General features: G+C 62.2%; 19 protein-coding genes and 1 riboswitch. Of the genes, 6 read left to right on the top strand and 13 right to left on the bottom strand.

Going from position 1 to position 19,691, the window contains the following annotated elements; genetic code table 11:
* Nucleotides 1-11: 11 nt before the first annotated feature.
* The 5 genes from P3T17_RS14890 to crcB all read right to left on the bottom strand — a co-directional run bounded on the left by P3T17_RS14890 (nucleotide 12) and on the right by crcB (nucleotide 3,586).
* Nucleotides 12-1,400 (bottom strand): MdtA/MuxA family multidrug efflux RND transporter periplasmic adaptor subunit, encoded by a 1,389-nt coding sequence (locus tag P3T17_RS14890; protein ID WP_429407529.1) that lies wholly within the window; start codon nucleotides 1,398-1,400, stop codon nucleotides 12-14.
* A 109-nt stretch (nucleotides 1,401-1,509) separates the two neighbouring features.
* Nucleotides 1,510-1,653, bottom strand: coding sequence for a hypothetical protein (locus P3T17_RS14885; protein WP_429407527.1), 144 nt, complete (start codon nucleotides 1,651-1,653; stop codon nucleotides 1,510-1,512).
* Between the two features lie 140 nt (nucleotides 1,654-1,793).
* On the bottom strand, nucleotides 1,794-2,630 hold the full coding sequence (locus P3T17_RS14880) for an IclR family transcriptional regulator (RefSeq protein WP_429287524.1): 837 nt from the start codon (nucleotides 2,628-2,630) through the stop codon (nucleotides 1,794-1,796).
* A gap of 17 nt (nucleotides 2,631-2,647) precedes the next feature.
* Nucleotides 2,648-2,929 carry a hypothetical protein gene (locus tag P3T17_RS14875; protein ID WP_429407525.1) on the bottom strand — a complete coding sequence of 94 codons (282 nt, stop codon included), beginning with the start codon at nucleotides 2,927-2,929 and terminating at the stop codon, nucleotides 2,648-2,650.
* 276 nt (nucleotides 2,930-3,205) lie between these two features.
* Entirely contained in the window at nucleotides 3,206-3,586 is a 381-nt protein-coding gene (gene crcB, locus P3T17_RS14870; RefSeq protein WP_074265013.1) for a fluoride efflux transporter CrcB, read from the bottom strand.
* Nucleotides 3,587-3,660: 74 nt separating this feature from the next.
* Nucleotides 3,661-3,724: riboswitch (Fluoride riboswitch) on the bottom strand.
* Between the two features lie 223 nt (nucleotides 3,725-3,947).
* On the opposite strand from crcB, the gene P3T17_RS14865 reads away from it, so the two are divergent.
* Nucleotides 3,948-5,594, top strand: a complete 1,647-nt coding sequence (locus tag P3T17_RS14865) for a sensor histidine kinase (protein WP_429287525.1) — start codon at nucleotides 3,948-3,950, stop codon at nucleotides 5,592-5,594.
* Here P3T17_RS14865 and P3T17_RS14860 read toward each other — a convergent pair.
* Nucleotides 5,581-5,907, bottom strand: a complete 327-nt coding sequence (locus tag P3T17_RS14860; protein WP_074265011.1) for a hypothetical protein — start codon at nucleotides 5,905-5,907, stop codon at nucleotides 5,581-5,583. The two genes, P3T17_RS14865 and P3T17_RS14860, sit on opposite strands and share 14 nt — an antisense overlap.
* A 200-nt stretch (nucleotides 5,908-6,107) precedes the next feature.
* Entirely contained in the window at nucleotides 6,108-6,689 is a 582-nt protein-coding gene (locus P3T17_RS14855; RefSeq protein ID WP_429287526.1) for a DJ-1/PfpI family protein, read from the bottom strand.
* 233 nt (nucleotides 6,690-6,922) lie between these two features.
* Here P3T17_RS14855 and P3T17_RS14850 point away from each other — a divergent pair, with 233 nt between their 5' ends.
* Together P3T17_RS14850 and P3T17_RS14845 are read left to right on the top strand one after the other, a co-directional pair.
* Entirely contained in the window at nucleotides 6,923-7,381 is a 459-nt protein-coding gene (locus P3T17_RS14850) for a hypothetical protein (protein WP_429407523.1), read from the top strand.
* A 157-nt stretch (nucleotides 7,382-7,538) separates the two neighbouring features.
* Nucleotides 7,539-10,139, top strand: a complete 2,601-nt coding sequence (locus tag P3T17_RS14845; protein ID WP_429407521.1) for a mechanosensitive ion channel family protein — start codon at nucleotides 7,539-7,541, stop codon at nucleotides 10,137-10,139.
* A gap of 55 nt (nucleotides 10,140-10,194) precedes the next feature.
* Here the strand turns inward: P3T17_RS14845 and P3T17_RS14840 are convergent, their stop codons facing one another.
* Nucleotides 10,195-10,800, bottom strand: a complete 606-nt coding sequence (locus tag P3T17_RS14840; RefSeq protein ID WP_429407519.1) for a cysteine dioxygenase — start codon at nucleotides 10,798-10,800, stop codon at nucleotides 10,195-10,197.
* A gap of 130 nt (nucleotides 10,801-10,930) precedes the next feature.
* Between P3T17_RS14840 and P3T17_RS14835 the strand changes: the two genes are divergently transcribed.
* The gene (locus tag P3T17_RS14835) at nucleotides 10,931-11,398 is read left to right on the top strand and encodes an Lrp/AsnC family transcriptional regulator (protein ID WP_074265007.1); all 468 of its coding nucleotides are present in this window, start codon (nucleotides 10,931-10,933) and stop codon (nucleotides 11,396-11,398) included.
* Between the two features lie 58 nt (nucleotides 11,399-11,456).
* On the opposite strand, the gene P3T17_RS14830 is transcribed toward P3T17_RS14835, so the two are convergent.
* The 3 genes from P3T17_RS14830 to P3T17_RS14820 form a co-directional block, all read right to left on the bottom strand.
* On the bottom strand, nucleotides 11,457-12,197 hold the full coding sequence (locus P3T17_RS14830; protein ID WP_429407517.1) for a transporter substrate-binding domain-containing protein: 741 nt from the start codon (nucleotides 12,195-12,197) through the stop codon (nucleotides 11,457-11,459).
* Between the two features lie 909 nt (nucleotides 12,198-13,106).
* Nucleotides 13,107-13,373 (bottom strand): hypothetical protein, encoded by a 267-nt coding sequence (locus tag P3T17_RS14825; protein ID WP_074265004.1) that lies wholly within the window; start codon nucleotides 13,371-13,373, stop codon nucleotides 13,107-13,109.
* A 647-nt stretch (nucleotides 13,374-14,020) separates the two neighbouring features.
* Nucleotides 14,021-14,614 (bottom strand): TetR/AcrR family transcriptional regulator, encoded by a 594-nt coding sequence (locus tag P3T17_RS14820; RefSeq protein ID WP_074265003.1) that lies wholly within the window; start codon nucleotides 14,612-14,614, stop codon nucleotides 14,021-14,023.
* Nucleotides 14,615-14,774: 160 nt separating this feature from the next.
* Between P3T17_RS14820 and P3T17_RS14815 the strand changes: the two genes are divergently transcribed.
* Both P3T17_RS14815 and P3T17_RS14810 read left to right on the top strand, forming a co-directional pair.
* Nucleotides 14,775-15,836: a saccharopine dehydrogenase family protein gene (locus tag P3T17_RS14815; RefSeq protein ID WP_429407514.1), complete on the top strand. Its 1,062-nt coding sequence runs from the start codon at nucleotides 14,775-14,777 to the stop codon at nucleotides 15,834-15,836.
* Nucleotides 15,837-15,979: 143 nt separating this feature from the next.
* On the top strand, nucleotides 15,980-16,174 hold the full coding sequence (locus P3T17_RS14810) for a hypothetical protein (RefSeq protein WP_074265001.1): 195 nt from the start codon (nucleotides 15,980-15,982) through the stop codon (nucleotides 16,172-16,174).
* A 109-nt stretch (nucleotides 16,175-16,283) separates the two neighbouring features.
* Here the strand turns inward: P3T17_RS14810 and P3T17_RS14805 are convergent, their stop codons facing one another.
* A complete protein-coding gene (locus P3T17_RS14805; RefSeq protein ID WP_429407512.1) occupies nucleotides 16,284-18,740 on the bottom strand; it encodes an FUSC family protein in 2,457 nt (818 codons plus the stop codon).
* Nucleotides 18,741-18,918: 178 nt separating this feature from the next.
* Nucleotides 18,919-19,560 (bottom strand): VC0807 family protein, encoded by a 642-nt coding sequence (locus P3T17_RS14800; RefSeq protein ID WP_429407510.1) that lies wholly within the window; start codon nucleotides 19,558-19,560, stop codon nucleotides 18,919-18,921.
* Nucleotides 19,561-19,691: the final 131 nt, after the last annotated feature.

Below are 19,691 nucleotides of genomic sequence, written 5' to 3'. Positions count from 1 at the left end.
TCAGTCAGCCTTTATTCCGAAGCTTGCGCCGCGTGTCTGTGATGATGCTGGTGCGCGCCAGAAGCACCCCATGGGGCCGACGCACCATGTGCGCCCGAGGCGCCGCGTCCACCGGAGGCGCCGAGCGGACGGTCGGCCGGAATGGTGATCTTCGCGCCTTCCTTGAGGCGGTCGGAGCCGTCGATCACGATGCGCTCGCCGGCCTGCAGGCCGGAGGCAATGCTGGTGCGTTCACCGTCGACCGGGCCGGTCTTGACCTGGCGCACCGTCACCGTATTGTCGGGCTGCACGACGTAGACGAACTGGCCCATCGAACCGTTCAGCACAGCAGAAGTCGGCACGATCACGGCGTCGTGAATCGTATTCACCAGCAGGCGTGCGTTGACGAACTGGTTGGGGAACAGCAGGTTGTCCGGGTTGTTGAACATGGCGCGCAGTTTGAGCGTGCCGGTGGTGGTGTCGATCTGGTTGTCGAGCGTTTCCAGCGCACCGGTTGCGAGCGATGTGGTGTTGCTGCGGTCGTAGGCTGTCACCGACAGCTTGGCGCCCGCTTGCACCTGCTTCATGATTTGCGGCAGGCTGTCTTCGGAGACGGTGAAGATCACGCTGATCGGCTGCAGTTGCGTGATCACGACAAGGCCGTTGGTCAGGTTGGGCGTGACGTAGTTGCCCGGGTCGACCTGGCGCAGACCCACGCGACCCGACACGGGCGCCGTGATGCGCGCGTAGATCAGGTCGAGCTTGTAGGTGTCGATGTTGGCCTGATCCGACTTGACGGTGCCGATGTATTGCTGCACCAGCGACGCCTGCGTGTCGACCTGCTGGCTTGCGATCGAATCCTGCGCAAGCAGTGTCTGATAGCGTTTCAGGTCGAGGCGCGCGGTCTGCAGCAGCGCCTGGTCGCGCGCCAGCGCGCCCTGGGCGTTTTCAAGCGAGATCTGATAGGGACGCGGGTCGATCTGCGCGAGCAGGTCGTCCTTCTTGACCATCTGGCCTTCCTGGAACGCCACCGTTTGCAGCGTACCGCTCAACTGGGTCTGTACGGTCACGGTAGCGAGCGGCGTGACCGTGCCGAGCGCGGTCAGCACCACAGGCATGTCGCCTTGCGTCGCCGTTGCCACGTGCACCGGTTGCGGCTGGTTGGCGAACGCGCCAGCACCACCACGGCCGTGACGGCCGCCCCCTTCGCTTTGCGCGCTCGCACCGCCGGCCGGGGCGCCGCCCCACGGATGCCAGCGCCACACCACGATGCCCACGACGACGAGCGCGGCGACGATCAGGCCGATCGTGCGTCCCCGATGCCGTTTGCCACGACTTCCCGACTGGCTGGTCGCGCCAGACGGCTGTTGATGCGGGGCGGGTGTGCGTGAAGTTTCCGGATGCTTTTGTTGTTCGTCCATCGATTCGATCAGGTGGCTGGCGTGGAGTTAGGCAGGCGTGCGAAATACAACGCAGAGGTTCTGCGCGGGACGACGCGAAACGCGGGAAAAGGATCTTGATGCAAAGCCGTTACGTGACCGTGATTGGGACCGTTGCGAGATCGACACGTGACTGATATGCGATCGTCAGGCGGGCGGTGAAACCTGCCGTATCGAACTCGTTGCTCCTTGTCTGGATGCCGCGGGTCGCACGCAGCAAGCTTCGCGAAAGCATGATCCTACGTCCCTGGCTTCGCTACCGTCTAGTGGTGTATTTTTCGATTGGTTACGTGCGTTACACCCCTCGGGCCGCTGCATGTGATACGGGTCTGCAGCGCGCCGGTGGGGCGTCAGGACGATGGTCCCGGGAGCGCGTCAGGTATCGAGGCGTCGTCCTGGCGTGCCGCCAATCTCGAGGGCAATTCTGGCAATGCATTCGAGTAGCAGCGGGGCGGCGCGCGTCATCAGCCAGTCGCGCGGACACTGGTGGGCAGAGCCACCGCAATTGACCGCGTAACGCTCGCCCGATGGGCCGATGAAGCCGGCTGCGATGGCATTCAATCCGTCGTGCCATTCACCGGTTGCAATCGCGAAACCGTGAGCCGCCGTTTCCTGCAGCGCCTGCTGGAGGCGATTGCTAATATGCCCCCAGTCGTCGCCCTCGGCAGCCTGCAGTCCCAGCAGCAGTTTCTCGCGCTCGGGTTCCGTCAGCACGGCGAGATAGGCGCGGCCCACGGCGGTGCGGCTCAGGTTCATCCGCGAGCCGACCTCGAGGCGCGACACCAGCACCGCGGAACGCGGTTTGATGGCGTCGATGACGACCATGTCGAGCCGGTCGCGCACCGCCAGATGCACGGACAACGACGTGCGCTCGGCGAGTTCGATCAGGAACGGCCGCGAGCGGGCGCGAATATCGAAGTTGCGCAGAAAGCCGTTGCTTAGCTCCAGTACGGAAGAGGTGAGGACGAAGCGTTCGCTGTCCTGCAGGCGAAACAGAAAACCCGCGCTGACAAGCGTCGCAGTGATGCGCGAAACGGTTGGCTTGGGAATACCGGTGAGTTCGGTCAGTTCACGGTTGCTGAGCGGCGCGTCCGCGGCCGCGATGCAACGCAGCACAGTGAGGCCGCGGGCAAGTGCGGTAACTTCGTCTCCTGAGCCATCTTTCTCTTTGGCGGTCTCGGTACCGCGTGGGGGCTTGGATTCGTGCGTCATCTCATTTTTATGAAACATCATTTCAATTTGCGAACTTGTACTGCCTTGCCGAACCATGGGCGGCAGCACCGAACCTGCACCATAACGATGCACGCTGACCCCATTTCATCCGATAATTCATTGTAATAGAAGGACACACTTGACAGATTGCCGATCAGTAAGATTTTGCTTGACTTAGTCAGCATAACCGTAAAAAATGGAATCTCATTTCGAAAGGAAGGCGCGCGCATGGCTTGCGCACTACGGTTGGGCCGCGCTGCTGTGACAGCAACGCCCGCGCCCGCAAGGCGTTCCGGCATGGAACACCTGCCTGGCGTCAGCCGGTGGCACTTTCGAGTCCCCTCTCTCAGGTTCTAGCACGGCCCTCGGAATGGCTAGAACTTTTTAAGGCGCCACGGCAACGTGGCGCCTTTTTTTTTCGTCCACGCAGTAAGGATTGGCGTGTGCCCAGACGCGGCCGTAGACGTCCCTTCGAGACGCGGCTCTGCAGTATGCAAGAGGTGTTATGCGCAATGCCTTTCACCGCGCGATTGCGGTGGGGAGGCTTGACCGTGCTTGCGTTGACCCAGTACGGCCTAGCGTGACACGAGCGATACCGTTGCGATTCCGAGAATCGTCATTAGCAGAGAAGCTGCGACGTGGATGGCGATCTCGCTGGCGGCCCAGCCGAAGCGTCCCTCCTGCATGCGCTGCACCACCTCGGCGGAGAAGGTGGAGAAGGTGGACAGGCCGCCCATCAATCCGGTGATCACGAACAGGCGCCACTCGGGCGCCAGCCCCGGCCAGCGGCCGAAGAAGGCCACGGCCACGCCGATCACGTATCCGGCAATCACATTAGCGGCAAGGGTGCCGAGAGGGAGAAGGGGAAATACCGCGTTCAGACGGATACCGAGGAACCAGCGGAACAACGAACCCAATGCACCGCCGATACCCACAGCCAAAATGGACCAATACATGGAAGACGCCTGGCAAAGTCGGAATGTCGACAAAACCGGAATGAGCGCAGACGCGGCTGCGTCCGCAGACATCCGGGCAAACAGGCATCATCAGCCCCACGTGGGCGGTTAAGGGAGAATGCCATCTCCAGCGCGCAATTTTATCATTGCCGCGCTCATGTGGGGACAGGTGGGGGCGTCGGGTTCCGCCGGGTCGTTCATGCCACTTGCATGGATTTGTCACGCCCCGCGCGTCTTTCGGGTCTCCCCACGCTGCCTGGTGGCTCGTCGTATTGACGGCCTTTGTCAACTACGCAAAACGCCGACATAATGTACCGTCCCCAGCGCGGCCTGCCGGGCTCTCGAACTACTGCGCGTACGCATGAGACTGACAACCAAAGGGCTGTTGCTGATCGCGATTCCGGCCGTGTTCGAGCTTGCGCTGCTCTCGGCGCTGGTGAAGGCACAGGTGGACACCACCCAGGAAGAGCGCTGGGCGGCCCATAGCGAGGACGTCCTGCGCCAGACCTCGGCGATTCTGGAGCCGGTGTTGCTCGAGTCGGTGCGGCTGCGCGGGGCTGTTCTCAGCAACAGCGTCGACGTTACGACGCCCGTGGCGCTTTGGATGGATATCGACAGGCGCATCGACCAGTTGAACGATCTGGTCGCCGACAATCCGGCCCAGGTCGAGCGCACGGAGCAAATCCGCCAATCGGTGCAGGCTTACCGGCAGTGGTCGGACCGGGTTCAGGACCTGTTGCGCTCGGGGCGCCGGCGTGACGTCGTCGAGCGTTTCAGCGAGCTGGCGAGTACCGACGTGCTCGATCGCTTCCGCGCCCAGGTCGCGGCATTCCAGAACGAAGAGCGTCTGCTCGATGTGCAGCGCTCTACGGAGGCCGAAGCGACGCGTGAACGGCAGCAGGTGCTGGTACTGGTTGCCGTGCTCGGTTCGCTGCTGTTTGTCGCGCTAGCTGTGTGGCTCTTTACGCGCGGCGTGCGCGGGCGCCTCGCGCTGCTGTCGGACAACGCGGGCCGGCTGGCCAGCAACGAGCCGCTGGCGCCGGTCGACTCCGGCTCCGACGAGGTCGCCCGGCTCGATCAGACGTTGCACGAAACCAGCCGCCGCCTGCTCGAGGCGGAGCGCATCCAGGCGCGCTTCCAGTCCGACCTCGCGCGCCGCGCCAATGAACTGGCGGCCATCAACGAGACGCTGCGTCAGCAGACCCAGGAAAACGAGATGTTCATCTACAGCGTGTCGCACGATCTGCGCGCGCCGCTCGTCAACCTCCAGGGCTTCTCGAAAGAACTGATTCATGCGTGCGACGATCTGCGCGCCGCGGTGCGGCAGTCGTCGCTCACGCCTGAGCGGCGGCAGCATATCGAACGGCTGGTGGACGAAGACATCGGTGAGGCTTTGCATTACCTGCAAACCGCGGTGCTGCGGGCCTCGCATATCATCGACGCGCTGTTGCGGCTCTCGCGCGTTGGACGGGTGGAGTACCGCCGTCAGCAGGTGCGGGTGCGCGATATCGTGCAGCGGGTGATCGACGCGATGCAGGTGTCGATCAGGTCGAAGCGCGCGCGCGTGGTGGTTCATGATCTGCCGTCGGTGTGGGGCGATCCGACCGCGCTTGAGCAGGTGTTCGCGAATCTGGTGGGTAACGCGATCAACTACCTCGATCCGGCGCGTGAAGGACGTGTCGAAATCGGTACGACGCCATCGCCGCCCGGCGTGCATTCGTTGCGCATTTTCTATGTGAGAGACAACGGACTTGGCATTCCGGCCGTCGCGATACCGCGCCTGTTCAACGCTTTTCAGCGCTTGCACGGCAACGTCGCGACCGGCGAGGGGATTGGACTGGCGCTAGTGCGCCGGGTGGTCGAGCGGCATGGGGGCCGCGTATGGGCGGAGTCGACCGAAGGGGTCGGCACGACTTTCTATCTTTCGTTGCCGGAAGCGGAGTTGCGTGCGCCGCGCGAAGAGCCTGAGTTGCTGACGGCCGTCGCGTCGGGACTCAGTATGCGGTGAAGATGCGGCGCGGCTTCAGTAGCTTGCTGCCGCGAATCGACCAGTAACAGCCAAACGCGATCAGCACGAGTGCGCCCACGATAATCGTGTGGGGTGCCGGGCGCATGCCCAGCAGGCCATCCAGTGCGAACAGGCCGCGCACCAGAATCAGCACCGCAGCCCACAATGACAGCGCGGCTTGCACGAGCAGGCGTGTCGCGGTGAAGCGGCGTGCCCGGTTCTCGAGCGACCAGCGCGCGGGTGCGCGGCGGCAGTAGAAGGCAATCGCAAAGAGGGCGACTGCGAGAATGACGATCCAGTCGGTCAGTTCCATCGAAAGGGGCTCCAAAGTCAACCGTCGACTATAGGAAAGCCATTCGTTGCGAACTATCGGACTAGTCTCAAACGCATTGGCGTATCCAATACGAGAGTCTGGTGCTGTGGGAAGTATCTGAATGCTTTGGCAGGGATGCCGGAGGAGGAGGGCGGATACGTCGAGGCGGCGCGATTGTCCCCCCGACGTGCAAAGCGGTCTTATAGCTCGATGCGTGTGCCGAGCACCACTAGAAATTGTCTCAGCCATTCGGGATGCGCCGGCCATGCGGGCGCGGTGACGAAGTTGCCGTCGGTGATCGCCGCGTCGACTGGAATGTCGGCGTAGTCGCCGCCGGCAAGCTTCACTTCGGGCGCGCAGGCCGGATAGGCGGAAATCCGCTTGCCGCGAATGACGTCGGCGGCGGCCAGCAGCTGGGCCGCGTGGCAGATCGCGGCGATCGGCTTACGCTGTTCTGCGAACTGACGCACGATGTCGATCACCTTCTGGTTCAGGCGCAGATATTCCGGCGCACGGCCACCCGCGATCGCCAGTGCATCGTATTGGCCGGGATCGACATCGTCGAAGGTCGCGTTCAACGTGAACTGATGGCCAGGCTTTTCGGTGTAGGTCTGGTCGCCTTCGAAGTCGTGAATCGCCGTCTTGATGCGATCGCCTGCCGACTTGCCGGGGCATACCGCGTCGACCACGTGGCCTACGGCCTGCAATGCCTGAAACGGCACCATTGTTTCGTAATCCTCGGCGAAATCGCCTGTCAGGAACAGAATCTTCTTTGCTGCCATCGTATGCCTCCAGTTGAACTGCGGAACACATCGAACGTTCAGCGAGTCTACTCCAACGTGTTTGACAGTACAGCGACGGGCGGTGCAACGCGCGCCTGCGCGTACGCTTGCCGCGCGCGCCGCTTCGCGCGTACCGGCTTTCAGGTGCCCGAGGTGCGGGGCAATCCGCGTGAGGGCGTATCATGGGCCCGTTTCCGTATGCAGAAGCCGCTTACCGCGGTTCAAATCCCACAATGACACTCTTCACTCGCCGATCTGTTGTGCGCCGCACTGCTGCCGCCTTGCTCCTGCTGGGCGTGCTGGCTGCGTGCCAGAAAAATAACGCTTCGGCAGGGCAGCTTGCCGGCAAGATGGATGACGCCACGCAGCAAGCCGGCCAGGCGATTAACCAGGCTGCGAGCTACGTCGGTCAGCAGGTCGATACGGCGAAACAGAACATCGAGTCGGCCTCGGCACCGACTATCACCGTCGATCCGTCGGCTCTTGCCTCGGGTGCGCAGGCCAATCTGCAGGGCGCGGCCAGTTCGGCGAGCGCCGAGCTCAACCAGGCGGCATCGTTGACGGGCGCCGGCCTGCAAAGCGCGGGACGCAAGCTGCAACAATGGTCGGATCAGACGACGGCGGCTTCGTCGGCCTCCGCTGCATCGAGCGACACCGACAGCAGCGACGCGCAAAAGCAAATGGACAAATGACGCGGAGCGTCGTGTAATCGGCGCGCTTCATCCGCAAGATCGCGACGGCGGCGTATTGAGCGCAGCGCAAGCGTTCTAACATTCCGTTACGCATGCAAATCCGTTCCCGCGGCAACTAGGGCTACACTTGGCGTCTCCCGTTTTGTCACGGATTGCCATGAAGTCATGCCAACAGTGGTGTGAGTCCGGGGCTGCGCCGTCTACCGGCGGGCAACGGGCATTTCGCACTGCCTCTTATTTTTTTCGTCGTCTGGATTCCGACCCTTTCCCCCGCGGTGCCGTGCGGACAGCGCGCGCGTGGCTGGCCGCGTGGCCGGTCGGCCTGTGGGTCAGCGTGCTGGCGTGCTTTGCGTGTTTCGCGTGGACCCCTGCTGCCGCGCAGGCCGCTGCGGGGCCGGTGATCCCGGCTTTGCAGAGTCTCATCAATAGCGCGACCGCCAATCCGGCTTCGGCGGCATCGGCCGCTGAAGCCGCCTCTGCACCGTCGCCTGCGAGCCAGGCCGAACTGGCCCATTCGCTCGACAGCGTGATCTCGACGCTCGACAACGATCGTCAGCGCACCGCACTCGTCACCCAGTTGAAGAAGCTGCGGGACGTCACTCGCAATGTCGCGCCGGCCGCGCCCGCTCAACCGAGTCCGGGTTTGCTGGGTGCGATCGCCTCGGGGATCGCTTCGTTCGAATCCGGCGTGCATCAGGGCCGTACGCCATTGCGCTATTGGGCTGGGCGCTTCAACGCGGCCGGTAACGAGCTCTACACAATCGTCTCGAGCCAGGGGCCGCAGAGTCTCGGCAAGATCCTTTTGGACATGGTGGCGATGCTGGCGGGATGGGGTGCCTGCGCCTGGGTCCTGATCTATCTGCAGCGCCGCTTGCATACGCGCTATGGCGTGGATGCCACGCTCAAGCCGAATCCGTCCGCGGGCGAACTGCTGGTTTTCGCACTGCGGCGGGTTGGTCCGTGGATCGTGGCCTTCCTGGCCGCGCTCGTGTTTGCGCGCGCCATGCCTGACGCACTCGGCCGCACGCTGGGGATGGTGGTGGCCTACGGCATCGTCGCAGGCGCGATATTTTCTGCGATCTGCCTCATCATGTTTTCGCTGTTCGGCTCGGGCCACCGGCGTGTCGCCGTGCGCGTGCTGATCGAGCATGCGCGCCGTCTGCTGTTTGTGATCGGCGTGTGCGGCGCACTGGGCGATGCCGCGGTGAACTACGACGTGTCCCATCAGCTCGGATCGAATCTGTCCGAGCTGGTATCGACCGTGGCGAACATGACGGCCGCCGTGCTGACCGGGTATTTCGCGCTGGCGTTTCGCCGGCCGGTGGCGCACCTGATCCGCAATCGGGCTTACGAGCCGCGGCATGATCACAAGGCCGCGACGGATGCGTTCGACGTGCTCGCCTCGCTTTGGCATGTGCCCGTGCTGGTGCTGGCAAGTGCGTCGGTGGTTGCGACGATCGGTGGCTCCGGTTCGAACGAGAACGTCCTGCAGATATCGGTGGTGACGGCGCTGTTTCTGGTGCTGGCGTTCTTCATGTCCGCCATCGTGTTGCGCGCAACGCGGCCGCGCAATATTCGCAGGCATCGCCGCTCGCCTTATCTGAGGAGACTGCTGCGCTTCGCGGGCACGCTGGTGACGCTGTTCATCTGGCTGGCGTTTCTGGAACTGGCGGCGCGGCTGTGGGGCGTGTCGCTCGCCAGTGTGATCGAGGAAAACGTCGCGGCGCGGGGTATCGCGCACGCCGTCATGGCGATTTTCGCCACGCTGTTTATTGCTTGGCTGCTGTGGATTCTGATCGATACGGCGATTACCGAAGCGCTCAGTCCGAGCGGTCCGCGCAACAAATCGCGCAACGCGAGCACGCGTGCCCGCACCATGCTGCCGCTGGTGCGCAATGCGCTGTTCGTGACCATCGTCACGATCGCCGGCATTGTCACCGCAGCGAATCTCGGCATCAACGTGACGCCGCTGCTCGCCGGCGCGGGCGTGATCGGTCTGGCAATCGGCTTCGGCGCGCAGTCGCTCGTGACCGACCTGATCACGGGCCTCTTCATCATCATCGAGGACACCATCTCGGTGGGCGACTGGATCGATGTCGACGGCGGCCATGCGGGTACGGTCGAGCATCTGTCGATTCGCACCGTGCGGTTGCGCGACGGGCAGGGCGCAATCCATGCCATTCCATTCTCGCAGATCAAGATCGTGAAGAACCTCTCACGCGATTTTGCCTACGCGGTGTTCGAAGTGCGGATGGGTTTTTCGGCCGACGTCGATCAGGTCACCCAACTGATTCGCGAAGTGGGTGCCGACCTGATGTCCGATTTTCGTTACCGGCGTGAGATGCTCGGCCCGATCGAGGTGTGGGGGCTCGACCGGTTCGACCCGAACTGGATGGTCGTGAAAGGGCAGATCAAGACGCGACCGCTGCAGCAATGGAGTGTGGCACGCGCTTTTAACCTGCGGCTGAAGCGCAAGATGGATGAAGCCGGTATCGAGATTCCAGTGCCGCAGATGCGGATTTTCACGTCGTCGAAGGATAGCGAAGGGCAGCCGTTGCCGGAGGATGAAGCACCCGCGCATGTTCAAACTACGGAGCATGCTCATGCGGCGCACGGCGGGCAGGGCGGACGTCCAGCGGAGCTGGCGGTGGCAGGGGCGAGGGACGTCTCTCACGAACCACGGCCGGCGCCGCCGTCAACCGGCACTGCGCCGGTTGCACCTCAGATTCCCACCGCGGGTGATGCGGGGAAAAGTTAGACGTGCGTTTGACGTCTTAGGGAGGGCGGAGTGCTCTGAGGGGCTTAGGGCCGTCTCAGGCGACCGCGGGTTCCACCACGGGTAGTGCGCGATCGCCGGCCTCGAGCAGGTCGTTCACGTGGGTGCCGATCTGGGATCCTTCGACCCCGTAGATATGCAGCGAGACGGCGGGTGCGTCGCTAGCATTGCCCAGCCGATGGATGCCACTGTATCCGGCCCGCACAAACGACACGGCACCGCTCGCGCGCGGATGCGAGCGGGTTTCGCTGGCTCGCTGCTGTGACTCGTTCCACTCGTACACCGTCTCCGACAAGGTGCCGTCCAGCACGGCATAACCGCACCACGTCCGATGGGCATGAACGGGGCTTGCCTGCCCGGGCATCCAGACCAGTGCGGCGATGGCATAACGGCCGTGCGGATCCGCCGCCAGCAGATGACGCCGGTACGACTCGGCAGATCCCTCACGCTGAGCCGGCGCGAGCAGCGCCGGATCTGCCGCGGCCTCGGCAAGCGCCGTGCGGATGCTGAGTGCAAAAGCCGCGCGTTGCGACGGGTCGGCAGCGTCGGCGGATTGCGCGAAGGCGGCGTCGAGCGCGTTGCACAGGCGTTCCAGCGTTCGCGGGGAGTGGTCGACGGGCGACAGGTAGGTCTCGTGGTTCATAAGGGCTGTTCAGGCGCTTGAATTCGGTTATCGGATCGGGATATTTATACCGGTTTGCGCGGAGAAAGAGTTTTCATATAATTCCCCTTGAAATCGAAAAAGTAGAATAATTTTCTAGATGGGGGTGTGTATGGGAATGGATATCATCGATCGCAAGCTGCTCGAGTTGCTCCAGGTCGACGCGACCATGCCGATCGCCGAACTGGCGCAGCGCGTGAACCTGTCGCAGACGCCGTGCTGGAAGCGGCTTCAGCGGCTCAAGGAAGCGGGTGTGATCCGTGCCCAGGTCGCGCTATGCGACGCGCGCAAGCTTGGGGTGGGCACGACGGTGTTCGTCGCGGTGCGGACCAACCAGCACACGGAAGAATGGGCCGCCACATTTACGCGCGCCGTGCAGGCGATTCCCGAGGTGGTCGAGGTGTACCGGATGAGTGGCGAGACCGACTATCTGCTGCGGGTGGTGGTGTCGGATATCGACGATTACGACCGGGTTTACAAGCTGTTGATTGGCGCTGTGCCGTTGTATGACGTGAGCTCGAGCTTTGCGATGGAGCAGATCAAGTATTCGACGGCGCTGCCGGTGAGGTATACGGGGTAGCGGCCGGTTTATGGTCACGCTATGTCCGCGGCGTTGCCGCACCGGTCCAACCGGTTCTTTAGTTGATACGCGTGAGGGCAAGTGCCGGGTCAATCTCCTTGTCCGTCAGACCGTATTTCGCCATACGGGTCCGATGATCGGCGGAGCCCAAGTATGAGCGAAGTTGTTCGTTGACCGCGTCGCGCAGCCGATCATTGCCCTTGTTGAAGGAAAACGCGCCGACCGGAGAGCGTTGTCCGTCGCCATCAGCGGGGACGTGTGCCACGGCCTCGAATTCCCCGCCGCCAATGCGGGCCGACAAAATGCGGTTCCCTAACGCGGTACTCGCGTACGCATCGATCACACCCGAGCGCAGCGCGTCGATCGCCTCAGGCTGCTCGTCGAAGATAACGAATTGGTCTTCTCGCACGCCGGACGCTCTCGCCGACTCGTGTTGCACCTGTCCGGCGATGATCCCAAGGCGCGCATCATCCATTGCCGCCACAGAGGCATAGCTATCGAGGGATTTCGGATTGCCCGCCCGGACCAGAAATCCGTCGCCGATCCCCCAGACCGGCAAGCTGAAGGCGACGTGCGCGGCACGCTCAGGTGTAACGAAGAGCGGGACATTCATATCCCAGCGACCCGCCTCGACGCCGGGTAGCAGTTCGTTGAAGGTCGTCAGGTGGTAGTCGATATGCGTGACCCCGATCGCCGTGAGAACCGCTTCCGCGAGTTCAATGTCCGCGCCGGTCGCAGCTTGCGCCGAATCGGTCCAGCCGAACGGAGGTTCTTCTATGTACGCGATCGTGACGTTCATTGTGTTCTCGCAGAAGGAAGCAGATGGGTCGAAGTCCGGCGACCGATAATTCTACTTCCTTTGCGAAACAGATGATTTTGTTCGGTTACCTAACTGATAAAGGTCGCTTGCGCTCAGGTTATCGATTCGACGTTCGGCCCAATGAAGCACGAAATAGGTCGCTTCATTCTCGTTCTGAAACAGTACATGGCGAGGCGCGTAACTGATCGAGGACGGGTTTCTGATGTCTCCCCGATCAATGGAAACCGCCGCCAGATAACCGCCGAACTTTCCTCGAGTGATTGCGCAATAAATCACGTAGCCGCGGTAGTAACACTTTGTCGTGGCCTGGTACATGGAGGGACTCTGAATGTCGTGTGTGACAACGTAGCACAGCGAATGAATTCACACACCTGACGGTTTGATCATCTAACTTTCCCGAGGTTACAGGTCGGCAACAAGCCAATAGCGCGCGAAAGGAGAACGCCGTGGCGCCTGGTCAGGGCAGTCCCGCGCCGTTCGCAACAGGCAACTCGGACTGCACGTTGTCGTCATCGTTGCCAGCGGCGACGCGGCTCCCGTTTGCAAGCGCGCCAACACCGTTCGGTGCGTCCGATGCATCGCATATCTGGACAAGCACACCGACGTCGAGTTTGGTGAAATCCGGAGCTGAGTCAGTGGGAAAAGCGCGTGCGTCTCGGGACGCATCATCTGTGCGGAAAACGGACGACTGGGTTCGACCGTCTGGCGTGATCAGCAGGCGAAAGACGGCAAGCGGCTGAGAGTCAGGCACGTTCCGCCAGCGGTGAATCAGCGCGGGCCAGCGCGGGCGAACAGGGTGGCGTGCACGCCGCGGTCGCTGGCGCAGGATGGCCGAAGATGCGGCCGCGCCGGGAGACAGATAATGTTTCAACGGGTACCTCTTCTCAATCACCTTGAAAAGGCGACTCTCTCCGCGCTGTGGCGGTTCTCGAGCACGTCGTCAATCAAGTCTTCTGCCCACCTGAGCATGTAGTAGATCGCCTGACGGCTCTCCAGAAACAGGACGTTGTAGGGTGAGTGCTCGACAATGAGCGGGGAGTCGCAGTGAAAGCGACCGATCTCCGTGATCGCGCGAAAGGCGCCTGAGTCTTTTCGAACGGCGGCGCAGCACACGACATATCCACGATAGGAGTAGAAGAAGTTGGTCCTGTCCACATGTCCTCCGTTTCGATCAGCCGACTCGCACAAGCGAATCGATTTAACTCAACTGCTAAGGCCCGGCGGTCCAAACGATCTATGGGTCGAATGAAGCCGGTTACGTATGAATAAAGAAGCTGTTTAAATGGCCTGCACACGAATAGAAGTGCGATTTACGATTCGGAGTGCTTTTTATAATTTTTTAATCAGCCATTTTTGCCAAAGTTAGCACGACATCGTTCGAGAGGTTCCTGATAAATCTGTCAGGAAATGACTACGCCAGTGCTACAGTCTTCGCGGCTTTGTGCCGTTACAAAAAAGAGGCCCGCTGGGAGCGGGCCTTAACACATATGTTGAGAAAAACCGCGCCGCTACGAGGGAGTGAAGCAGCGCAATAGCATTCTACCGAGCGACAGAAGCGATAGCGGTTCTGGTAATCCGCCGTAAGTAAAGTCGCGAAATTCTGCGCGCGGCGGGAAGCGAAGTTTTAGTTAGCTAACCTTGGAAAAAAAGATGTTGAAGAGGACGACATATGGGATACGCCATTGATCTGGATCGTTATAGTTGTCCGCCGCCACGCACGATACGAAATCAAGCGCGGGAAACAAAAGGGATGCATCGCTCGTACCGGCAAACCGTTAGTTTCGTACGACACGCCGGGTGAGTTACTTCCTGCCTTTTTTCGGAATCAGAAGGTGTGCCAGTTCCTGCAGGAACCGGACAGGCCCCTCTGCGTGCAGCGCCTGTCCGCTGCTGAGTGCGCCGTCAATGATCGTGCCCAGCCGTAAAGCGAAAGTCTCCGGCTCGTCGACGCGTAAGGCGTGTGCCAGCTCCCCGAGCCGCCGGCGCAATTCTCGCTTGTGCGCCACCGCGACCTTGCGTGCCGGATGGTTCTCGTCGGCATATTCCGCGGCAATGTTGATCTGCGGGCAGCCGCGATAGCCCGGACGCGCAATGCGTTCGCCGATCCATTGGAGCTGTGCGTCCAGTTCCTCGCGCGGCGCCCCTTTGTGCTGCGCCGCAACCGTGTCCCAATGCTGCCAGAAGTCTTCGTCCTCAAGCAGAAGAAAGGCCTCGATCAGGTCGTCCTTCGTTCCGAAGTGACGATACAGGCTCGTCTTGGCGACGCCGGCACGCTCCACGATAAGGTCGACGCCCACTGCGCGCGTCCCCTCGCGATAGAAAAGCTCGCTGGCGGTTCGCAGAATGCGCTCGCGCGTGTCAGGTGCGAGCGTGCGCGCTTGTTCTCGCTTGTTCATTCGGGCTCAACCTCGAAGAGTTTCTTTGCTGCAACAGGGTTTGATCATAGCAGCCGGTAGTGAATGGCGCTACAGATCTGTATTGACGACGCTACGGACCTGTATTATAAAACAGACAGGTCTGTATCGTTGTCAAATCTGACGAGGAGTGAAGTCCATCATGAATAATCGAATGACTGTTGCGGTTTACGGGGCCACAGGCCACACGGGGAGCTTTGTTGTTGCGGAATTGATGCGGCGTGGCTTTGGCGTGGTGCGGATAGGGCGTAACGCGGCGCGCTTGACGCAAAGCAGCGTGCGGGACTCGACTCCATTCCGAGTGGCAGCAGTCGATGACCCTGAACAACTCGACTCGGCGCTTCGCGGCACGGACGCCGTTATCAACTGCGCGGGCCCTTTTCTCGATACGGCGTTGCCGGTCGTCGATGCTGCGTTGCGCGCCGGGATCCCTTATCTCGACGTGACGGCGGAACAGGCCGCGCTCCAGGCGTTGATCGAGCATCGCGACACGCGGGCACGCGCTGCTGGCGTGACGCTTATCCCTGCAGCGGCGTTTTACGGCGGGCTCGCCGATCTGCTCGTTACGGCAACTGCAGACAAAGACAAGCGGCTCGACAGGGTGGATATCGCCATCAGTCTGGACAGTTGGCATCCGACGCCTGGAACACGCCTCACGGGCGCACGCAATCGCGCGACACGGCTTATCCAGGGGCAGGGAACACTGGCGCCTGTGCCGCAGCCTGTACCCGAAGGCGTGTGGTCATTTCCATCGCCGTTCGGCAACATGGACGTCATGATGCTTCCCTTTACGGAGGTGCTCACGGTCTCGCGTCATCTGGATGTCGACACCGTCGAGTCCTGGCTCGCTGTTTCGGCCCTGCGTGACATTCGCGATCCGAATACACCCGCACCTCGCGCGCATGATGAGCAGGGGCGGTCGGCTCAACAATTCGTTGTGGACATCGTGATCGCGCAGGGTGGAGTGACGCGCCGTGTCACTGCGACGGGGCGTGACATCTATGCGGTGAGCGCACCGATTGTCGTCGAGGCGACTGAGCGTTTGCTGAGCGGCAAGGGCGTGTTGCGGAGCGGTGTCGCAAGCCTTGGAGAACTGTTCGATGCGAGGGATTTTCTTGCGGCGCTCGACACGGTGACGGTGTCCCATGAAGCGGTGCCGAGCCCGATATTCGAGAGGGGAACTGGTGTGCGCGAACGGCAATGATAGGGGCCACGTTCTCTAACGAGCCGGCGCGCAGAAACCGCGACTCATCAGAGAAGGGCGTATTCCGCAAGCCCCGCGCAAGCTTGGTGGGCGTAGAATGCCAGGCTTCCTGGTCATTCATTACACGAGAGTCGAGCTGCCTCATGAACGAACCGCGCAAGAAGAACCCGACCTTTGGCATCGCCGTGTTTATCGTGATCGCAGTCCTGGTTGTGATTGCCACGCTGTTGTACAACGCGATCAGCGGAAAGCGCGAATTCGACCGTGAAAACGCCGTGGCGCCCAGCGTCGCCTCGGCCGCGGCGGCGGCTGCCGGTGCGAGCGGCGCATCGCAGTGAAGCGCTGCGCGGCACCATCGCGCTTTCGTTGGCGCCTGCGCTTCGGTTTCGCTGTGTGAGAGCACGACCGGCGTGTCACCTTGGTCGCTGGCGGATGCGGCCTATCGACCTATGCGTCCGGCAGACGAATCACGCTGGCATCCCTACGGATCAGATTCGCGGCCGTGAGCATCTGCTTGCATTGATGCGACAGCAGTTTCAGCTCATGCACGGCCTCCGCCGGATAGTCTGCCGATTTCTCAGCCTCGATCACCATCTCATCGAGATCGCGCGCAAGCTGTTTGGTCAAGTCGGCCTGATTCGCGGGCGGTGCGGTGCCTGCCTCGGCTTCCGTAAGATTGTCCCGGACGACACTCAGTACGCGTTGTAGCGGCTGCAGGGAGACGCTTTCCGGCTGCTGCGCCGAGGTGCGCAACAACGGCGCTGCTGCTGTGATCTGCGAGGCCAGCACGTGACTGCGCACTAGCAGGTCATTCAGTTCAGGGACGAACTTTTGCGCTGTCTTGGGCTCGAGCATCATGCGCTGGAACGCCTGTCCCAGATTGGCGAACGCGACGTGCACGTTCTTGCGGGCGAGACGGTAGCGGTAGTCGCGTTCGAGCGCGACGGCTGCGGCTGAGGCGGCGGACGTGGTTGATGTGGCGGCTGGCGCCGCGGCGGCAGCCGCAGTGCTGGTTGCGCCGTTGCCGTTCGCCCCAACCGCAGCAAGCTGCGCTGCGCCAAAGTTGGCGCCGCCGAATCCCGCTGCACCAAAGCTGGCGGCCACAGGACTCGCCGATGGGTCGGCCATCGCCGCAGCGGGCGCCCGTGCACCGGCTTCCGTCACTACCTCGGTGGCGACGGTCGTGGGCTTGCCGCTCCACCACCAGCTCGCTTCGAGATACTGCCGGGTGGCGGCAATCATGCTGTTGACGAGCTTGCCCATCAGCCGGTATTCCCAGTAGGGGAACAGATGACTGGCGGCAATCGCGATGGCACAGCCGATCACGGTATCGATAGCCCGTTCGCCGATGATCCGCATGCTGCCCGGCGCGAGCAGGTGGAACATCAGCAGCACATACGCCGAGGTGAACACGACGCTCGCGGCGTAGTTGAACAGCAGGAGGCTGTAGCTCATCACCATCGAGGCGAACATCACGACGAGCAGAATGTGCGGACTCTTGACGAACACCATCAGCGCGATACTCGCCGCACAGCCGATCAGCGTGCCGATAATCCGCTGTCCGTTGCGCTGCTTGGTCAGCGAATAGCCTGGCTTCAGGATAATGACGGTGGTCATCACGATCCAGTACGCATTGGTGAGCGGCAACAGCCGCCCGAGCCAGAAACCGATAGCCACCGCAATCGTCACGCGCAGCGCGTGACGAAAGCTCGGCGAAGCCATGGTCAGGTTCGAGAAGATCTGCCCGAACGGCACGCGCCGGCTCGATACGAAGCGAGACAGCGCCTGGTCCAGACGAAGTTCGGTTTCCGTGGTGCGCGCCTCGCTGGAGAGGCTCTGGCGCATCTTGTCGATCAGCCGTGTCGCGCTCCACAGACGCCTGAACGTAGCCGAGACCGCCGAATAGGCCTCGGGATTTTTCGCCGGCATATCGTGCTTGCGCATCAGTTCGATCTCGAACTCGATGGCGCGCAATTCGGCCTTCACGTTGATGCGGCTGCGCGGCGGGTGATTCTGCAGGACGGCAAGGCCGATTTCTTCCAGGTCGGAGGCGGCCTTGCGGATCAGGTCGCGATAGAAGGTGAGCATGTCCGAGCCGCCGAACGTGTTGCGCACCATGGGGTAGTCGGTATGCGCGCCCACGAATAGCTCGTGGAGATCCACCGTATTGATGAACAGGTTGAAGAGCATGGCGCGGCGCGGTTCGAGCTTGCCGCTCTTGAGCTTGGGCAGGTTGCGCAGCACGATGTCGCGGGCCGCGTCCTGACGTTCGACCGCGGCGATTTGCCGGGCGACCAGATTGCGGTAGCAGTCGTCGAGGTCGTTCTCGAGGTCGTAGAAGTCGGAGCGCGCGAGCAGGTAGTCCGCGCAGGCGAACACGCTTTCGGCGAGCGCCTGCTGTTCGATACGATGCAGTTGCCAGCGGCTGACGAACGTGGACCAGTAGGTGTACCAGAGGCCGCCCGCCAGAATCCACGCCGCATTGACGAGCGCCTGTAGCGGCGTGAAGTGCTCTTCAAGCGTCATGATCATCATGAAGAGCGTGGCGAAGCTGATCTGCGGCCAGCGGTTGCCGTACACGACGATCAGCGACAGCACGAAGGTCAGCGGCACCACGGTGCACCACAGCGCCACCGGGTTGACGGTGGCGATGCCGGTAGCGAGCGCGGACAGAAAGCCGATCACGCTGCACGCCAGCATTTCGTTGTGCTTGTACTTGAGCGGGCCCGGCATGTCGACCACGCACGCGCCGAGCGCGCCGGTCGCGATCGTGAAGCCTAGCTCCTGGTCATGAAACAGAAGCAGGCACACGATAGCCGGTAACGACACGCCGACCGCGATCCGCAGGCCGCCATAAAAGTACTGGCTATATAGGAATTTTTTGATCTCGACCGAATAGCGCATCGACTGCCTGGAGTTTGCGTACCACGACAAAAATGAGGCTGCAGGGAAGCCCTAAACCGATGATGAGTCTAACTGATTTTAGGGCCTAACTGACCTCGTCCGTTCGGCCAGGTTTCGTCGCGTGGATGCGTTTGTTATGCTGTCTCTCAAGGTTCGGGGCTAGCCCGCCCCATGCTGCTTAGCCGGGCATGCTGTTCGCCTGCACGTCGCCGCCGGCGCGGTCGCGCAATTTCTTGCGATACCACAGCGTCCAGGCCAGCAGGCCGCCGTAGATGCCGTAGCCGATGAACGGAGAGATTACCAGGAAGCGTTCGATCGGCCAGGTCCAGGCCATCCACGAACGTATTGCCGTTTCGCCGGTGAGGCCCACGCCCCATACGGCGGTCATCATGCGCATGGAGGAGGCGAAAGCGGGGCGCTCGTTCCATAGCGCGTCGATGCGTGCGCCGCCGCCAGCCACTTCGCGCGCCACGGTGGCACGTGCGAGGTAGAAGATCAGCGGCCGGGGCATCGGCAGCGAGAGCAGGAAAGCCACGCCGACTGCGCCGGACACCAGCGACTCGCGCAACAGCAGCATGCGCGGGCTGCCGCCCAGCGCCATCGCTCCGATCGACAGCACAATGCCGAGCAGCACGATCACGCTGAGGGCGTCGACGCGCCGAAAGCGAGCCAGTTCGACGAGGCTCCAGATCACTGGCGGCACGGCCGAAGCGATCAGGCCGCCGGTCTCGCCCCAATGGGGCGCCGCGAGCCGGTACGCGAGCCATGGCAGCAGCAGATTGACCGCCAGTTCGAGCAGGAAAGCGGGGCGCAGTTTCATTCTGATTTACGTTGTAAGCGATGGGTGCGAGTATCGGCGAGGCAGGGGCAGGCGGCAACCGTTTTTCTGCAGCGGGCCGGCTTGCCTATGGCGGGGCCCGGGTGGAATCGGCTCCCTATGCGCAAGCTCTT

Origin of the sequence: Paraburkholderia sp. GAS82, assembly GCF_050436285.1 — a bacterium.
Taxonomy (GTDB): Bacteria; Pseudomonadota; Gammaproteobacteria; order Burkholderiales; family Burkholderiaceae; genus Paraburkholderia; species Paraburkholderia phenazinium_B.
The sequence above is the reverse complement of the archived record's forward strand: the minus strand, read 5'-3'. Positions and strand labels throughout refer to the sequence as shown.

What these genes read in the sequence shown, in the direction of transcription:
- P3T17_RS14830 (WP_429407517.1), bottom strand. Translation starts at nt 12,197, where the DNA reads ATGAACGTCACGATCGCGTACATAGAAGAACCTCCGTTCGGCTGGACC.
- P3T17_RS14815 (WP_429407514.1), top strand. Translation starts at nt 14,775, where the DNA reads ATGAATAATCGAATGACTGTTGCGGTTTACGGGGCCACAGGCCACACG.
- P3T17_RS14835 (WP_074265007.1), top strand. Translation starts at nt 10,931, where the DNA reads ATGGGAATGGATATCATCGATCGCAAGCTGCTCGAGTTGCTCCAGGTC.
- P3T17_RS14845 (WP_429407521.1), top strand. Translation starts at nt 7,539, where the DNA reads ATGAAGTCATGCCAACAGTGGTGTGAGTCCGGGGCTGCGCCGTCTACC.
- crcB (WP_074265013.1), bottom strand. Translation starts at nt 3,586, where the DNA reads ATGTATTGGTCCATTTTGGCTGTGGGTATCGGCGGTGCATTGGGTTCG.
- P3T17_RS14840 (WP_429407519.1), bottom strand. Translation starts at nt 10,800, where the DNA reads ATGAACCACGAGACCTACCTGTCGCCCGTCGACCACTCCCCGCGAACG.
- P3T17_RS14860 (WP_074265011.1), bottom strand. Translation starts at nt 5,907, where the DNA reads ATGGAACTGACCGACTGGATCGTCATTCTCGCAGTCGCCCTCTTTGCG.
- P3T17_RS14810 (WP_074265001.1), top strand. Translation starts at nt 15,980, where the DNA reads ATGAACGAACCGCGCAAGAAGAACCCGACCTTTGGCATCGCCGTGTTT.
- P3T17_RS14800 (WP_429407510.1), bottom strand. Translation starts at nt 19,560, where the DNA reads ATGAAACTGCGCCCCGCTTTCCTGCTCGAACTGGCGGTCAATCTGCTG.
- P3T17_RS14865 (WP_429287525.1), top strand. Translation starts at nt 3,948, where the DNA reads ATGAGACTGACAACCAAAGGGCTGTTGCTGATCGCGATTCCGGCCGTG.
- P3T17_RS14880 (WP_429287524.1), bottom strand. Translation starts at nt 2,630, where the DNA reads ATGACGCACGAATCCAAGCCCCCACGCGGTACCGAGACCGCCAAAGAG.
- P3T17_RS14820 (WP_074265003.1), bottom strand. Translation starts at nt 14,614, where the DNA reads ATGAACAAGCGAGAACAAGCGCGCACGCTCGCACCTGACACGCGCGAG.
- P3T17_RS14885 (WP_429407527.1), bottom strand. Translation starts at nt 1,653, where the DNA reads ATGCTTTCGCGAAGCTTGCTGCGTGCGACCCGCGGCATCCAGACAAGG.
- P3T17_RS14875 (WP_429407525.1), bottom strand. Translation starts at nt 2,929, where the DNA reads ATGCCGGAACGCCTTGCGGGCGCGGGCGTTGCTGTCACAGCAGCGCGG.
- P3T17_RS14855 (WP_429287526.1), bottom strand. Translation starts at nt 6,689, where the DNA reads ATGGCAGCAAAGAAGATTCTGTTCCTGACAGGCGATTTCGCCGAGGAT.
- P3T17_RS14805 (WP_429407512.1), bottom strand. Translation starts at nt 18,740, where the DNA reads ATGCGCTATTCGGTCGAGATCAAAAAATTCCTATATAGCCAGTACTTT.
- P3T17_RS14890 (WP_429407529.1), bottom strand. Translation starts at nt 1,400, where the DNA reads ATGGACGAACAACAAAAGCATCCGGAAACTTCACGCACACCCGCCCCG.
- P3T17_RS14850 (WP_429407523.1), top strand. Translation starts at nt 6,923, where the DNA reads ATGACACTCTTCACTCGCCGATCTGTTGTGCGCCGCACTGCTGCCGCC.